Genomic DNA, 14885 nt, shown 5'->3' on the forward strand with positions numbered 1-14885 from the left:
GAGCGCCTTCCGGGTGCGGCAGAGAGGCTGGCCGGAGAGGAGGGGAGAGGCGTGGAGACGATTCTGATCGGCACCACGATGGCGGCGGACGCCATCGCGGACCGGCTCCGCTTCGAGGTCGGCCTGGCTTCCGACGGCGGTTACCGGCTGGAGGTCCGCTCCGAGCGACGTGACCGCTGGGAGTTCCTGACCTGCCAGTTCGCCACGCCCTACCCCCTCACCGTCGAGGCCACCCGCGCCATCCGGCACCTGGTGGCGGACTCGCTCTCGGACGTGATCGTCGAGCGGCTGGAGCCGCGCTGGCTCGAGCGGGTGCTGGAGCGGAACTACGGCTACTTCGACGAGCGGGCCCGGCAGGAGATCGGGCGGCTGGCCCGCGTCCGCCTCTACGGCTCGCCGGAGGGCCGGCCCAGGGTCAGCTACCTGATCGCCCGCCGCTCGCAGGTGCTGGAGCGGCTGTCCGAGTTCCTGGAGCGCCACAACGAGGTGGTGGTGGACGGCTTCCTCCGCTTTCGGATGAAGGATTACGTCCAGGAGCTGGAGGACGCGGTGGACGAGGCGGTCGACGAGTACCTCAACCGGCGGGAGCAGGAAGAGCTGATCCGCTTCCTCCACGAGGTGCTCGCCACGCGGAAGCCCCGCCTGCCCGAGGTCCACGTCCTGGTCCGGCCGGGGGGCTCCTTCTACCTCGCGGACGGCCGGCACCGCCAGCTCTCCCAGGAGCTGCTGGTGGAGATGGGGGTCGAGCTGGGGGAGGCGGACGAGATGGTCGACCTCCTCCTGAGCGCGCTGCTCTCGGTGGCGCCGGAGCGCGTCGTCCTGCACGGGGCCGAGCACCTGGATCCGCCGGCGCTCCAGATGGCCCGGGGCATCTTCGCCGAGCGCCTCGACCTCTGCCCGGGTTGCGCCTGGTGCCGGCGGGCCGTCTTCGGCGCCCGCCCGAGCCCCTCCTGAACCGGGAAGAACGCCCGCAGGCACCCAGCGACGAAGGGGCGGCCCCCCGCCGGCCCCCGGCCGGCTGCGGGCGGCCGCCTGTCTCCGCCGCGGCCGCGGACGGCCCGCGACCGCCTTGTCGCCCTACTTGACCTTCTTCACCAGGATCCGGTCGTAGCCGTCCTTCTCCTCGACGCCGAGGAACTCCTGACCGGCCTTCTGGGCCCAGTTGGGGATGTCCCGCTTGGAGCCCTGGTCGGTGGAGAGGACGGCGATGACGTCGCCCACATTGGCCGAACGCATCGCCCGGATCAGCTCCATCATGGGCCCGGGGCAGAAGCTGCCCCGCGCGTCGATCTCCTTGGTCGCCGGAATGCCTTCCGCCATCTTCGTCGCCGCCTCCCCTGTCGTGGTGGAGGGAGGAGCTCCCTCCGTCTCCCATCCTGTCGCCGCTTGCCGACAGACGCCTCGTCGCACCCGCGCCGGCCCTTCAGCCCTCAGATGAAGAGGGTCGAGGAGGCGTCCTGGGTCATCTCGATGAACTCGCCGACGCCGATGATGTCCTCGATGACCGGCTCGAAGTCTTCCTTGGTCAGCCCGAAGAGGTCCGCTGTCATCGCGCAGGCGTGGACGTGGACGTCTCCCAGCTCCTTCGCCTGGAGCAGCGTGTCGTACCAGTGGGGGACCTTCTTCTCCTGCATCACCGCCATCATCTGGGCGGCCTGGTCCTCGTAGTCCTTGCTCACCGCCTGCACCTTGTAGGGCTCGCCCTTGCGGAAGGCCATCAAGCCCCAGAAGGTGAGGAAGATGTCGACCCGGACATCGTTCATGACCGCGCCCGAGGTCATGATGGAGACGGGGTAGAGCTTGTCGACCGTCCCGTCGAAGACCACCATGCAGAGACGCTTCTTCTCCTCCGCCATGCTGCAGGCTCCTTTCTCTCCGCCGGCCCTCCAGGGCTTGGGGCGGTTTGTTGACTAGTGCTCCGCCGGAGCAGCCGCCACCGGCCTGCCCCGTCGCGCGGCCTCCTCGCGGGCGCCGCGCCCCGCACGGCTCAAGACCTCCAGGGCCAGCTCCAGCCCGTCCTGCAGGTCGGGGTCGCGGAGCCTGGCCATCAGGTGGCGGAGCTCGCCCCGCGGCTGGTGCCGCGGCGGCTCCCGCAGGACGTGGTCGACGTCGGCCAGCGCGGCCGGCAGCTGGCGGAAGATCTCGCTCTGCATCAGCAGGTCGGCCACGTCCAGCAGGCGGCTGAGCGTGCCGGCCAGCGAGCCGACCAGCTCGGGCGTGGTCGCGCTCAGCGCGGTCCCCAGGAAGCCCAGAAGCTCCTCGACCCGGGCCAGCCCGCCGTCCTTCTCCATCCGCTCGACCCGCTCCAGCAGCCGCTCCAGCGTCGGCAGCTCCGGCAGCAGCCGGTCCAGGAATCCCGCCAGTTCCGGCTTCGCCAGGCGGTCGGCCAGCTCCGCCAGCTGGCTCACCAGCGCCATCAGGCTGGAGAGCGTCTCGGGCGTCATGGAATCGGTGAAGGCGGTGAGAAGGCGGGCCGTCTCCTCCACGGTCCGGGCCGCGGGCTCGTCCAGGACCGGCGACGGGACGGCGCCGTCCGCCTCCACGCTCACCTTCGCCTCGTCCTTCTCGGTCACCCCGTGTCGCCTCCCTTCCGGCTGCCCGGCCTAGAGCAGCCCGCGCAGCGACAGCCAGTACATCTCGTTGTAGGCCAGCTTGAACCAGTGGATCATGGCGGCCGGCGCGGTCGGCCGGGGCGGGGTCTTGTAGTCGAAGGCGACGTAGGTGGCTTCCTCCAGGCCCGCCTCGATGAAGCAGAAGACCTTGCCGTCGTAAAGGACGGTGGGCGGCTCGCCACGCAGCTCGTGGACCAGGTTCCTGGCCACCACCTCGGACTCGTAGTGGGCCACCGAGCCGGCCTTGGAGATGGGCAGGTCCGTCGCGTCGCCCAGCACGTAGATCCGCTCCTGGCCCTTCATCTTCAGCGTCTTGGGGTCGGTGGGGAGCCAGCCCTCGTTGTCGGCCAAGCCCGAGTCCCGGACCACCTTCGCGCCCACGTGCGGCGGGATGGCGACCAGCAGGTCGTACTCCATCTCCTCTCCCTCCAGGGTGCTCACCTTGTGGGCGTCGGGGTCGACGCTCTCCATGTTGAAGAAGGTCTCGCCGCGGATGTTCCGCTCCGCGAAGACCCGGGCGGTCCAGTCGGCCACCGGCTGGACGGTGTGGAGCCGGGCGATGGGGTAGGTGTAGACCAGCTCCGTCTTCTCGCGCAGGCCTGCGCGCCGGAGATAGTCGTCCAGGATGAACATGAACTCCAGGGGGGCCACCGGGCACTTGTGCGGCACCCCGATGGTCATCAGGACGCGGCCGCCCTGGAAGCCCTGGAGCGCCTTGCGGAGGCGGAGCGCCTCCTCCGTGGTGTAGAAGGAGTACCCGCCCTGTCGGAGCCCCGGGATGGCGTCCAGGTCGGGGTGCGACCCGGTGGCGATGACCAGGAAGTCATACTCCACCCGCCTCCCGCTGGCGCATTCCACCACCCGCTTCTCGGGCGCGATGCGCACGGCGGGATCGACGATCAGCTGGACGCCGGGAAGGGTGAGCTGCCGCTGCGGGCGGAAGAAGCCGTCGGGCTGCGCCTGGTCCAGGGCGATGTAGAGGAGGCCCGGCTGGTAGAGATGACGGTCGCTGTCGCTGATGAGGAGGATTTCCAGCTCGCCGCGGTCCAGCTCCTGGCGCATCATGCGGGCCAGACGGTTGGCGGCCATGAGGCCGCCGTCGCCCGCACCGAGGAAGACCACTCGCTGCGTCATCGTCCCACGCTCCTTTGAAATCCCAAGGCGTTATAGCGCCTTCCGTACCCCCGGGGGCATCGGGTGACGGACCCACATGACGGCCGCCTTAGGGCGGAGATCCTAGGGCGGCCACCGGACGGCAGCGGGCCCCGGGCCGCTCCGCCCCACCCGCCCGCCTTGACGGCGCGTCGGGCGCCCGCTAGACTCGACCCCGCAGGGAACAGCGTGCCCGGCGATGAGCGGGGCGAGTACGTTCCGGCACGGGTCCCCAGAGAGGGCGCGGCAGCTGCGAAGCGCCCGGCACCGCCGGATCGGAAGACCACCCGCGAGCCGTCCCCGAGGGGAGGCCGGCCGGCCGGTGCCGAAGGGGACCGGGAGCGCCCGATACAGCGCGAAGAGAGCGCGCCCGCGCGGCGCGAAGCAGGGTGGAACCGCGTCCAGCCGTCCCTTCGGGGCGGCTTTTTTGTTGGCCACCCGTGCTGCGCCAGCGCCGGCGACGACGGAGGAGGGTGCGACGACAATGGATGGTCCCCACGCGCGCCCGGAGTCGGGCGACGGCAGGGTGCCGGAAGGACGGGAGGAGGGCCCGGTGCGCCTGCTCTTCCCCGACGGCGTGGAGCGGAGCTTTCCGGCGGGCGTGACCCCGCTCCAGGCGCTGGTGGAGAGCGACCGGCGGCTGGCCCGGGAGGCGGTGGTGGCGCGGCTGGACGGCGAGCTGGTCGACCTCAGCCGGCCGCTGGAACGCGGCGGCCGCATCGAGTTCCTCACCGCCCAGGACCCCGAGGGGCGGAAGGTTCTCCTGCACAGCGCCGCCCACCTGACCGCCCAGGCGGTCAAGCGGCTCTGGCCGGAGGCCCGTCTGGGCGTGGGGCCGGCGCTGGAGGAGACCTACTACTACGACATCGACCTGCCCGAGCCGCTCAGCGCCGACGACCTGCCCCGGATCGAGGAAGCGATGCGCGACATCGTCTCCCAGGACCTCCCCATCCGGCGGGAGGTGCTCACCCGGGAGGAGGCGCTCGAGCTCTTCGAGCTGCGCGAGGAGCCGTACAAGTTGGAGATCATCCGCCAGCTGCCCGAAGGCGCCACCATCACCGCCTACCGGCAGGGCGAGTTCGTCGACCTCTGCCGGGGGCCCCACGTCCCCTCCACCGGGATGATCCGCGCCTTCAAGCTGCTGGGCGTGGCCGGCTCCTACTGGCGCGGCGACGAGCATGGACCGCGCATGCAGCGGATCTCCGGCACCGCCTTCCGGAAGAGCGCGGAGCTGGAACACTTCCTCTGGGTGCGGGAGGAAGCCAGGCGGCGCGACCACCGCAAGCTGGGACCGGAGCTGGACCTGTTCTCCTTCCACGAGGAGGCGCCCGGCTTCGTCTTCTGGCACCCCAAGGGCTGGACGCTCTACCGCCAGCTGGAGGCCTTCTCGCGCGAGCTGCAGGAGGCGGCCGGCTACCGGGAGGTGCGCACGCCCCAGGTCTTCCGCACCGACCTCTGGAAGGTCTCCGGCCACTGGGAGCACTACCGCGAGAACATGTTCCTGATGGAGCGGGACGACGAGGTGCTGGGGCTGAAGCCGATGAACTGCCCGGCCCACTGCCTGCTGTACAAGGAGAAGACCCGCTCCTACCGCGACCTGCCGCTCCGCTTCATGGAGTATGAGGGACTCGCCCGCTACGAGCGCTCGGGCACGCTCCACGGCCTCCTCCGCGTCCGCGGCATGCACCAGGACGACGCGCACCTCTTCGTCCGCGAGGAGCAGATCCAGGAGGAGATCGCCCGCGTGCTGGAGCTGGTGGAGCGGGAGTACTCCACCTTCGGCATGCCCTACCGGGTGCTCTTCTCCACGCGGCCGGAGGATTACATGGGCGAGCTGGCCACCTGGGAGCGCGCCGAGGCGGCGCTCCGGCAGGCGCTGGAGGCGACGGGCAAGCCGTACCAGATCAACGAGGGCGACGGCGCCTTCTACGGCCCCAAGCTCGACTTCATGGTGACCGACACGCTCGGCCGGGAGTGGCAGTGCGCCACCGTCCAACTCGATTTCCAGCTGCCGGAGCGCTTCGATCTGACCTACGTGGACGAGCGCGGCGAGCTGCGCCGGCCGGTCATCATCCACCGCGCCATCCTGGGCTCGCTGGAGCGCTTCATCGGCATCCTGGTGGAGCACTACGCGGGCGACTTCCCGCTCTGGCTGGCCCCGCTCCAGGCGCGCATCGTGCCCGTGGCCGACCGGCACCTGGAGTACGCGCGGAGGCTGGAGCGGGAGCTGGGCGCCCGCGGGCTGCGGGTGGAGGTGGACGACCGCAACGAGAAGCTGGGCTACAAGATCCGCCAGGCGGAGCTCGAGAAGGTCCCCTACGTGCTGGTGGTGGGCGACCGGGAGGCGAGCTCGGAGACGGTCGCCCTCCGCAGCCGCGGCGAGGGCGACCAGGGCCGGCTTCCTTGGGAGGAAGTGGCCGCGCGCCTGCTGGAGGAGGTCCGGCTCCGAAGCGGGCGGCCCGCGGCGCCCGCGGGCCGCCCGGGCTGAGCCGCCGGGGGATCCGGTGCGGCCTCGCGCTCCCGGGCGCGGCCCGGCCGCAACCGTTGACTCTTCCTGCGGCCGATGGTAGACTGCGCGCGACAAGTGCGGTCCACGAAGCAGAAGCTCGGCTTCTCCCCTGCCGCTCGAGCGCGCAGGGCCACCGGAACGAAGACGACCACGAGGGACGAAGTTCCGTCGGCGGTGGGCGCGGTGGCCCATCGCCGGTTTCGTTACATGGGGGTGATGGAGCATCGCCAGGGAGTTGCGGGTCAACCAGGCCATCCGGGCCCGTGAGGTGCGCGTCATCGACGCGGACGGCGAGCAGCTGGGGGTCTTCCTGACCCGGGAGGCGCTCCGCGTCGCGGCCGAACGGGGCCTGGACCTGGTTGAGGTGGCGCCCAACGCGACGCCGCCGGTCTGCCGGCTGATGGACTACGGCCGCTACAAGTACGAGCAGGCCAAGCACGAGCGGGAAGCCCGGCGCCACCAACGGCTCGTCGACATCAAGGAAGTGAAGCTGCGACCGAACATCGACGACCACGACTTCGAGGTCAAGGCGCGGAACGCAGAGCGCTTCCTTCGCGAGGGAAACAAGGTGAAATGCACCATCATGTTCCGCGGCCGGGAGATCGTGCACTCCTCCTTGGGCCTTCAGCTGCTCCAGCAGCTGGTGGAACGGGTGCAGGACTTGGCTGTCGTCGAGCAACAACCCCGGGTCGAGGGCCGCAACATGGTGATGCTCCTGAGCCCCAAGCCCAACGCGGTCCGGCAGCGGGCGGGTGGCTCCCCGCAGGGCGAGGAGGAGACCAAGCCGAGCGAAGGCGGCGAGGCCGCGGGTGCAGGGTCCCAGTGACCGGTTTCGCCCGCACCGGCTCGGAGGGACGAGGGGGTCAGACGGGATGCCCAAGATGAAGACGCACAGGGGTGCCGCCAAGCGGTTCAAGCTGACCGCCAAGGGCCACTTCCGGCGCCAACGCGCCTACAATCACCACATCGCTCGCACCAAGTCCAAGAAGCAGCTCCGCCGTCTCGAGCGGCCGGCCGTGATCAGCCGGACGGACGAGCGGCGCCTGCGCCGGCTCCTGCCGGGGACCTGATCCAGGGGAGGGGTCCGGATGACCCGTGTCAAGGGCGGGCCGCACAGCCGGCGCCGCCACAAGAAGATCCTGAAGCTGGCCAAGGGCTATTTCGGGGGGCGCCACGCCCTCTTCCGGCCGGCCAACGAGACCGTCATGCACGCGCTCGCCCACGCCTACCGGCACCGCCGCCTGCGCAAGAGGGAGTTCCGCCGGCTGTGGATCGCGCGCATCAACGCCGCCGCGCGACGGAACGGGCTTTCGTACAGCCGGCTGATCGCCGGGCTGAAGCGGGCCGGCGTGGCCATCAACAGGAAGATGCTGGCGGAGATGGCGGTGCGAGACCGCGCCGGGTTCGAGCAGCTGGTGGAGCGGGCGCGCGCCGCGCTCTGAGCCGGGTGCGCCTGGAAAGCGCGGGCAACCCGCGTCTGAAGCTGGTCCGCCGCCTGGCCCGCGACCGCAGGCTCCGGCACCAGAGGGGCCTGGTCCTGGTGGAGGGCGTGCAGCTCGCCCGGGATGCACTGGCGGCGGGGCTGGGCGTGGAGCTGGCGGTGCTGGCACCGGAGATGTGGGGAGAGGAGGCCCGCGGCTTGGCCGCGGGCCTTCCTGCCGATCGCGTGGTCGAGGTGAGCCCCTCGCTCTTCCGCCAGCTGAGCGATGTGGAGAGCCCCCAGGGCGTGGCGCTCCTGGTGCGCATGCCGGCCCCGTGGGACGGGCGCTCCGGCAGCGCGGACCATCCGCTGCTGGTGGTCGACCGGCTCCAGGATCCGGGCAACCTGGGCACGCTCCTGCGCGCGGCCGAGGGGCTGGGCTGCCGGGCGGCGCTTCTCCTGGAGGGGACGGTGGACGTCTGGAACCCCAAGGTGGTGCGGAGCGCCATGGGGGCCGCCTTCCGCCTGCCCCTCCGCTGGGGGGTGGAGCGGGAGCGGCTTCTGGCGGAGACGGTCGCGCAGGGCTGGAGGCTGCTGGTGGCGATGCCGCGGGGCGGGCGGCCGCTCTGGGAGACCCCCTTGCTGGGGCCCGTGGCGGTGGTGGTGGGCAACGAGGCCGGAGGCGTCTCCGAGGAGATCCGGCGCCGGGCGGAGGCGGTCACCATCCCCATGGAGGGTGGAGAGTCGTTGAACGCCGCCGTCGCGGGTGCGATGATCCTCTATGAGGCGGCGCGGCAGAGGGCTGCCATTCAGCGAAAAGCGATGTTATAATGCGTGCGAACGCGCCTCCGTCGAGGCGAACGCGCCAGCGGATGCAGTGAGAGCGGGCGGGCGATGGCCGGAAGGGGGCAGACCCACGGTGCCGGCGGCCGACTTCTTCTGGGCGATCTTCGAGCGTACCGGGTCGATCCTGGCGTACTTGCTCTATCGGAGCCTGCTGGGCGGCAACGGCTGAGTCGGAAGGCGGGGGCCGATCCGGTTGCAGGCCCGCCCGGTGGATGGGGGCGGAGCGGGCACAGCGTCGGCGCCGGTCCGGTTCACGGGATCTGGTCACCCCTCCTCGGGGGTGGCTTTCTTGTTCGGCGGAAGGCCGCGGGCCGGCGCCGGCGGGGAGCCGGATGCGCGCGGGCACAGGCGGCCGCCGCTCGCGGTTGACATCTCCGGCCGCGCGGGCCGATACTGGCGTATCATCCCGAAGAGAAGAGTCCGGTCGTTCCGCTTCGGCCGGATGCGCGATGAGGGGGAGAGTAGCCCGGGAGTGCCGCCTCAGGGAGGCCGGCCAAGACTGGAAGCCGGCTGCGGCGGTTCCGGGTGAAGTTCACCCCTGAGCAGGTCTCCTGAGGGGGGAGGCGTCCCGCCGCACCGACGCCGTGCGGGACCTCCTCCGCCAGGGGGACGCGGGTGCGCCCGGTACCGCGCGCAGAGCCCTGCCGCCGAAGGATGCGGGCGGGGGAAGCAAGGGTGGTACCGCGGTGGACTTCCGCCCCTGGAGAGGGGGCGGTTTTTTTTGGCCCGGTGGCCCCCTCGGGGCAAGGGTGGCGTGCTGCCGGGATAGCGCCGGGATCCCGCCGGGATCCCGGTCGAGACGGGGGTGAGACCGTGAACGAGGGCGTGGGGGAGAAGGGCGTGGAGGCGCTCGCCGAGGAGGCGCTGGCCCAGGTGGCGCAGGCCTCCTCCCCCGAGGAGGTCGAGCGCGTCCGGGTCGCCTTCCTGGGCAGGAAGGGCCGGCTCGCCGAGGCCTTCCGGCGCCTGCCCTCCCTTCCTGCCGAGGAGCGGAGGGATTACGGGCAGCGGTTGAACCGGGTGAAGAGCCGGATCGAGGAGGCGCTGCGGGGCCGGGCGGAGGAACTGGAGCGGAGCCGGCTGGAGGCTCGCCTGGCCGGAGAGCGCGTGGACGTGACGCTACCCGGCGTCCGGCCGCCCCTGGGCGCCTTCCATCCCCTCCGCCTGGCCGAGGAGCGGGTCGAGTCGATCATGGAGTCGCTGGGCTACGAGATCTGGGAGGGACCGGAGGTGGAGAGCGACGAGCTCAACTTCACCGCCCTCAACATCCCCCCGGACCACCCGGCGCGCGACATGCAGGACACGTTCTACCTGGAGGAACCGGCGGAGGGCAGGGCGGAAGCGGGGGCGCTCCTTCTGCGCACCCACACCTCGCCCGGCCAGATCCGCTACATGCGGGCGCACGCGCCCCGCCTCCCCGTCCGCATGATCTCGCCGGGCAGGGTCTACCGCCGCGACGACGACGCGCGCCACTCGCCGGTCTTCCACCAGGTCGAGGGGCTGGCGGTGGACCGCGGCGTGAGCATGGCCGACCTGAAGGGGACGCTGGAGGCGCTGGCGCGCGGCCTCTTCGGCGCCCGGACCCGGATCCGGCTGCGCCCGAGCTACTTCCCGTTCACCGAACCCAGCGTGGAGGTGGACGTCACCTGCACCATCTGCGGCGGCGAGGGCTGTACCGTCTGCGGCACGGGCTGGCTGGAGATCCTGGGCGCCGGCATGGTCCACCCGGTGGTGCTCCGCAACGGCGGCTACGACCCGGAGGAAGCGAGCGGTTTCGCCTTCGGCCTCGGCATCGAGCGGGTCGCCATGCTCCTCTACCGGATCGAGAACATCCGCCTGCTCTACCGGAACGACCTGCGCTGGCTCGAGCCGTTCCGCGGGGGGAGGGCCGTGGATGCGCGTTGACTGGCTCTGGTTGAAGGAGTTCGTGCTGCCGCCGGTGGGGCCCGAGGAGCTGGCCCGTCTCCTGCCCCTGCAGGGGCTGGAGGTGGCCGCCCTCGAGCTGGGTCCCCGCGGCTGGGAGGGGGTGCGGGTGGCACGGGTGGTGGCGGTGGAGCCCCACCCGGACGCCGACCAGCTCCGCGTCTGCCGCCTGGAGGCCGGGCTGGGCCGGACGGTCCAGGTGGTCTCCGGCGCCCCCAACCTGCGCGCCGGCATGCTCGCCGTCTGGGCGCCCCCGGGCAGCCGGCTGCCCGGGCGGAGCGAGCCCCTGGCGGCGGTCCGCTTCCGCGGCGTCCTCTCGGAGGGGATGCTCTGCGCGGGCGACGAGCTGGGCCTGCCCGGCGGCGACCACGGGGGGGTCCTGGAGCTGGCCGGGGGCGAGCCGGGGGAACCGGCGGAGCGGCGGCTGCCCGCCGGCGACGCGGTGCTGGAGCTGGAGCTGACGCCGAACTACGCGGTCCACTGCCAGAGCGTGCTGGGCGTCGCCCGGGAGGTGGCCGCCCGGTTCGGCCTGCCCCTTCCTGCCGGGCGGGCCCCCGAAGTCGACTGGGCTGCCCTGACCGCGAGCCCGGAGGCACCCGTCATCGAGCTGGAGGCCCCGGACGGCTGCGGCCGCTACGTGGCGCTGCTCCTGGAGGGGGTGCGGCCGCTCCCCTCGCCGGCCGAGGTCCAGCGGCGGCTCCGGGCGGCCGGCGTCCGGCCGATCAACGCCCTGGTGGACGCCACCAACTACGTGATGCTGGAGACCGGGCAGCCGCTCCACGCCTTCGACGCGGACCGCCTCGCCTGGCGCGACGGCCGGCCGCTGGTGGGCGTCCGCCGGGCGCGCCCCGGGGAGCGGCTGGTCACGCTGGACGGCGCCGAGCGGGAGCTGTCCCGGGAGGACCTGGTGATCGCCAGCGGCGAGCGGCCGGTGGGCCTGGCGGGAGTCATGGGCGGGGCCGGGAGCCAGGTGGACGAGGGCACCCGGCGGATCCTCCTGGAGTCGGCCTGGTTCGAACCGCGGAGCATCCGCCGGACCTCGCGCCGGCTCGGCCTGGCCACGGAGGCGGCCGGCCGCTTCGAGAAGGGCGTCGACCCGGCGCTCCAGAGGGCGGCGGCGCTGCGCGCGGCCGAGCTCGTGGCCGCCTGGACGGGTGGCCGCCTGGTGGCGGCGGCGGAGGCGGCGGGGAGACTGCCGGAAGAGCGGACCGTCCGCTGGCGGCCCGAGCGGACGCGTTCGCTCCTGGGCGCGGAGATCGAACCCGGGGAGCAGCGGGACCTCCTGGAGCGGCTCGGCTTCCGGGTGGAGGAGGAGGCAGGGGCGGGGGGCGGGTCGGCCTTCCTGGTGCGCGTCCCCAGCTGGCGCGGCGACGTCGAGGGCGAGGCGGACCTGGCCGAGGAGGTGGCGCGGCTGGCGGGCTACGAGCGGATCCCGTCGCGTCTGGCGGTGACGCCCGCCCACCTGCCCGAGCCCGACCGGCCGGGCCGGCTGCGCAGGCTGGTCCGGGAGACGCTGGTGGGCGCGGGGCTGACGGAGGCGGTCGGCTACCCCCTGCAGGGGGAGGAGCGCCTCCGCACGCTGGGCTTCGATCCGGCGGGCTGCCCCCGCCTGGCCAACCCCATCACCCGCGAGCAGGCCTACCTGGAGCCCTCGCTCCTGCCCTCGCTGGTGGAGTCGGCCGAGGAGAACCGCCGGCAGGGCCGGGACGAGTGGGCGCTCTTCGAGATCGGGCGCCGCTTCGCCCGCTCCGAGCCGGGCGGCGTGGTGGAGCGGATGGCGGTGGGCTTCCTGGTGCGCGGGCGGCTGGCCGCCAGCTGGGCGGAGCCGGGCCGGCCGGCCGACTTCTTCACCGGCAAGGGGCTGGTGGAGGCCCTGCTCGAGCGGCTGGCGATCCGCGAGGTTCGCTTCGTCCGCGGCGGGCCGGCCGCGCTCCATCCCGGCCGCGCGGCCGAGCTGCGCGAGGCGGGGGGCGAAGGGCGGCTCCTGGGCTGGGTGGGCGAGCTCCACCCGGCGGTGGGCCGCGCCCTGGACTGGCCGGAGGGCGTGGTGGCGGGCGAACTCGACCTGGACGCCCTTCTGCCGCTGGCGCAGCCGCCGCGGGAGCCGGGGCCGCTGCCGCGCTACCCCGGCGTGGCGCGGGACCTCTCGCTGGTCGTCCCCGAGGAGGAGCCGGCGGAGAAGGTGGCAGAGGCGATCCGCCAGGCGGCCGGCCCCTGGCTGGACCAGCTCCGCCTCTTCGACGTGTACCATGGGGAGGAGGTGGGGGCGGGCCGGAAGAGCCTCGCCTTCTCCCTCACCTACCGCGCCCCGGACCGGACGCTGAGCGACGAGGAGGTGGCCGGGGTCCACGAGGCGGTGCGCCGGCGCCTCAAGGAGGAAGGGGCGCAGCTCCGTTCGTGAAAGGGGTCGGGTCGAGGCTTCATGCCGCTTCTGGAGCTGGAGGACGTGGGCTGGTGGGCCGGCGACCGGCCGGTGCTCGAGGGTGTCTCGGCGGCCGTGGAACCCCGGCAGCGGATCGGCGTGGTCGGGCGCAACGGCGGCGGGAAGAGCACCCTTCTCCGGCTGATGGCCGGCGAGCTCCTTCCCGACGAGGGGAGCGTCCGGCGCCGCCCCGGCCTGCGCGTCCGCTACGTGCGCCAGGAGGCCGGGACCGCCGACGGGCGCAGTGCCTGGGAGCGGGCCGAGGCCGCCTTCGCGGAGCTGAGACGGCTGGAGGCGGAGATGCACCGCCTCGAGATCGAGCTGGCCGAGGGCCGTGCCTCCCCCGCCGACCTGGAGCGCTACGGCCTCGTCCAGGCGCGCTTCCAGAGTGCGGGCGGGTGGAGCTACCGGAACCGGATCGAGACGGTGCTGCGCGGTGTCGGCCTGGCCGAGTCGCGCTGGCGCCTGCCCTCGCGGGAGTTGAGCGGGGGCGAGCGCGTCCGCCTGGAGCTGGCGGCGGCGCTTCTCGATCCCGGTGACGTCCTGCTCCTGGACGAACCCACCAACCACCTGGACCTGGAGGCGGTCGCCTGGCTGGAGGAAGCGCTCCAGGCCCTTCCTGCGGCGGTGGTGGTGGTCGCTCACGACCGCCACCTGCTCGACCGCGTCCCCTCCGTCACCTGGGAGGTGGCCGGCGGCCGCCTCCGCACCTACCCGGGCGGCTACTCGCACTACGCGGAGCTGCGCAGGCAGGAGGAACGCCGCCAGGAGGCGGAGGAGGGGCGACGCCGGCGGGAGGCGGCCAGGCTCCGCGCCTTCATCGAGCGGAACCGGGCGGGCCAGCTGGCCCGCCAGGCGAAGAGCCGCGAGAAGCGGCTGGAACGGCTCCTGGGCGAGTCGGCGGGAGGCGGGGCGAGCGGGCGGGAGCCGGGGGGCGTCCCCCGGCTGGGAGCGGCTGCCGACCGGCTGGCGGTGGCGGGCGCCCTGGCCCTCCGCCTGGAGAGACTCTCCATCGGGCGCGGCGGCTACCGGGCCGGCCCCTTCTCCGCCGAGCTCCGGGTGGGCGAGCGGGTGGCGGTGGTCGGCCCCAACGGCGCGGGCAAGAGCACGCTCCTGGCCACCCTGGCCGGCGCGCTGGAGCCGCTGGGGGGGACGCTCCTGCCCGGGCCCGGGCTGCGCGTCACCTGGCTGGCCCAGGGGCGCTGGCCGCCCGAGCTGGAGGCGCTGCCGCCGGAGCGATCGCTCCTGGACGCGCTGCTGGAGCTGCGGCCGCTGGACCGCGAGGAGGCGCACCGTTGGCTGGCCCGCTTCGGCTGGCCGGGGGAGACGGCGCTCCGGCCGCTGGCGGGCCTCTCGGGAGGTGAGAGGGCGCGGCTCGCCCTGCTGCTGGCCCTGATGGAGCCGTGCGACCTCCTGCTCCTGGACGAGCCCACCAACCACCTGGACCTGGAGACGCGGGAGGCGCTGGAGCGGACGCTGGCTCGGCTTCCCGCCGCGCTGGTGGTGGTCAGCCACGATCGGACCTTCCTCACCCATGTCGCCGGCCGCCTCTGGCTGGTGGAGGGGGGACGGATCCGGGAGCTGCCGGAAGGGACGGCCCTCCTTGCCGGTGAGGGCCTTCCCTGGGCCGCCGGGGCGGCCGCCCGGCCCGCACCCCCCGCCACCGGGTCGGGCGAGGGGCGTGTGCGGGAGGCGGGCGAGCACGCCGACCGGCGCGGAGGCGCGCAGAGCCGGGAGGCGGCCGCCCGCGGGCGGGCGACGCTCCGGCGGAGGCAGGCGGAGCTGGCCGAGCTGGAAGCGCGCATCGAGGCGCTGGAGGAGGAGCGGGACCGGCTCCGGGAGCGGCTGACCCGCCCGCCCTCCGCCCAGGAGGAGCTGACCCGCCTGGGCGAACGGTACCAGGCGCTGGAGGCGGAGCTGGAGAACGCGTACGGCCGCTGGCTCGAGATGGCGGAGGACTCGGCGGCGGAGCTCCCGGGCGGCGAACGGGGGGCGAAGTGACGC

General features: G+C 73.3%; 14 protein-coding genes. 10 read left to right on the top strand and 4 right to left on the bottom strand.

Going from position 1 to position 14885, the window contains the following annotated elements:
• The first annotated feature begins 51 nt into the window (after positions 1–51).
• Complete coding sequence (locus QJR14_00055) at positions 52–954, top strand: putative sporulation protein YtxC (GenBank protein MDI3316021.1); 903 nt, start codon at positions 52–54, stop codon at positions 952–954.
• A gap of 123 nt (positions 955–1077) precedes the next feature.
• On the opposite strand, the gene QJR14_00060 is transcribed toward QJR14_00055, so the two are convergent.
• The 4 genes from QJR14_00060 to QJR14_00075 all read right to left on the bottom strand — a co-directional run bounded on the left by QJR14_00060 (position 1078) and on the right by QJR14_00075 (position 3746).
• Complete coding sequence (locus QJR14_00060; GenBank protein ID MDI3316022.1) at positions 1078–1320, bottom strand: sulfurtransferase TusA family protein; 243 nt, start codon at positions 1318–1320, stop codon at positions 1078–1080.
• Positions 1321–1430: 110 nt separating this feature from the next.
• Positions 1431–1856 carry a DsrE/DsrF/DrsH-like family protein gene (locus QJR14_00065; GenBank protein MDI3316023.1) on the bottom strand — a complete coding sequence of 142 codons (426 nt, stop codon included), beginning with the start codon at positions 1854–1856 and terminating at the stop codon, positions 1431–1433.
• Positions 1857–1910: 54 nt separating this feature from the next.
• Positions 1911–2573 (bottom strand): hypothetical protein, encoded by a 663-nt coding sequence (locus QJR14_00070; GenBank protein ID MDI3316024.1) that lies wholly within the window; start codon positions 2571–2573, stop codon positions 1911–1913.
• A 30-nt stretch (positions 2574–2603) separates the two neighbouring features.
• Positions 2604–3746 carry an FAD/NAD(P)-binding oxidoreductase gene (locus QJR14_00075; protein MDI3316025.1) on the bottom strand — a complete coding sequence of 381 codons (1143 nt, stop codon included), beginning with the start codon at positions 3744–3746 and terminating at the stop codon, positions 2604–2606.
• A gap of 502 nt (positions 3747–4248) precedes the next feature.
• Between QJR14_00075 and thrS the strand changes: the two genes are divergently transcribed.
• From thrS to QJR14_00120, 9 genes are all read left to right on the top strand, one after another.
• Positions 4249–6252, top strand: coding sequence for a threonine--tRNA ligase (gene thrS, locus QJR14_00080; GenBank protein ID MDI3316026.1), 2004 nt, complete (start codon positions 4249–4251; stop codon positions 6250–6252).
• A 244-nt stretch (positions 6253–6496) separates the two neighbouring features.
• Entirely contained in the window at positions 6497–7099 is a 603-nt protein-coding gene (gene infC, locus QJR14_00085; protein MDI3316027.1) for a translation initiation factor IF-3, read from the top strand.
• A 46-nt stretch (positions 7100–7145) separates the two neighbouring features.
• Positions 7146–7343: a 50S ribosomal protein L35 gene (gene rpmI, locus QJR14_00090; protein MDI3316028.1), complete on the top strand. Its 198-nt coding sequence runs from the start codon at positions 7146–7148 to the stop codon at positions 7341–7343.
• Positions 7344–7361: 18 nt separating this feature from the next.
• Entirely contained in the window at positions 7362–7715 is a 354-nt protein-coding gene (gene rplT, locus QJR14_00095) for a 50S ribosomal protein L20 (protein ID MDI3316029.1), read from the top strand.
• Positions 7716–7720: 5 nt separating this feature from the next.
• Positions 7721–8524 (top strand): RNA methyltransferase, encoded by an 804-nt coding sequence (locus QJR14_00100; GenBank protein ID MDI3316030.1) that lies wholly within the window; start codon positions 7721–7723, stop codon positions 8522–8524.
• Between the two features lie 88 nt (positions 8525–8612).
• Positions 8613–8708 (top strand): YqzL family protein, encoded by a 96-nt coding sequence (locus tag QJR14_00105; protein MDI3316031.1) that lies wholly within the window; start codon positions 8613–8615, stop codon positions 8706–8708.
• A 644-nt stretch (positions 8709–9352) separates the two neighbouring features.
• Positions 9353–10441 (top strand): phenylalanine--tRNA ligase subunit alpha, encoded by a 1089-nt coding sequence (gene pheS, locus QJR14_00110; protein MDI3316032.1) that lies wholly within the window; start codon positions 9353–9355, stop codon positions 10439–10441.
• Entirely contained in the window at positions 10431–12860 is a 2430-nt protein-coding gene (gene pheT / locus QJR14_00115) for a phenylalanine--tRNA ligase subunit beta (GenBank protein MDI3316033.1), read from the top strand. Before pheS ends, pheT begins: the two co-directional genes overlap by 11 nt.
• A gap of 21 nt (positions 12861–12881) precedes the next feature.
• Positions 12882–14882, top strand: a complete 2001-nt coding sequence (locus QJR14_00120; protein MDI3316034.1) for an ABC-F family ATP-binding cassette domain-containing protein — start codon at positions 12882–12884, stop codon at positions 14880–14882.
• The last annotated feature ends 3 nt before the right edge of the window (positions 14883–14885 follow it).

The sequence above is a fragment of the Bacillota bacterium genome, assembly GCA_029961055.1.
Taxonomy (GTDB): domain Bacteria; phylum Bacillota; class Sulfobacillia; order JAIMAT01; family JAIMAT01; genus JAIMAT01.

Excerpts from the sequence above, each read along its gene's own strand:
- QJR14_00065 (MDI3316023.1), bottom strand. The coding sequence starts at position 1,856 with ATGGCGGAGGAGAAGAAGCGTCTCTGCATGGTGGTCTTCGACGGGACG.
- thrS (MDI3316026.1), top strand. The coding sequence starts at position 4,249 with ATGGATGGTCCCCACGCGCGCCCGGAGTCGGGCGACGGCAGGGTGCCG.
- rpmI (MDI3316028.1), top strand. The coding sequence starts at position 7,146 with ATGCCCAAGATGAAGACGCACAGGGGTGCCGCCAAGCGGTTCAAGCTG.
- QJR14_00075 (MDI3316025.1), bottom strand. The coding sequence starts at position 3,746 with ATGACGCAGCGAGTGGTCTTCCTCGGTGCGGGCGACGGCGGCCTCATG.
- pheT (MDI3316033.1), top strand. The coding sequence starts at position 10,431 with ATGCGCGTTGACTGGCTCTGGTTGAAGGAGTTCGTGCTGCCGCCGGTG.
- rplT (MDI3316029.1), top strand. The coding sequence starts at position 7,362 with ATGACCCGTGTCAAGGGCGGGCCGCACAGCCGGCGCCGCCACAAGAAG.
- QJR14_00120 (MDI3316034.1), top strand. The coding sequence starts at position 12,882 with ATGCCGCTTCTGGAGCTGGAGGACGTGGGCTGGTGGGCCGGCGACCGG.
- QJR14_00060 (MDI3316022.1), bottom strand. The coding sequence starts at position 1,320 with ATGGCGGAAGGCATTCCGGCGACCAAGGAGATCGACGCGCGGGGCAGC.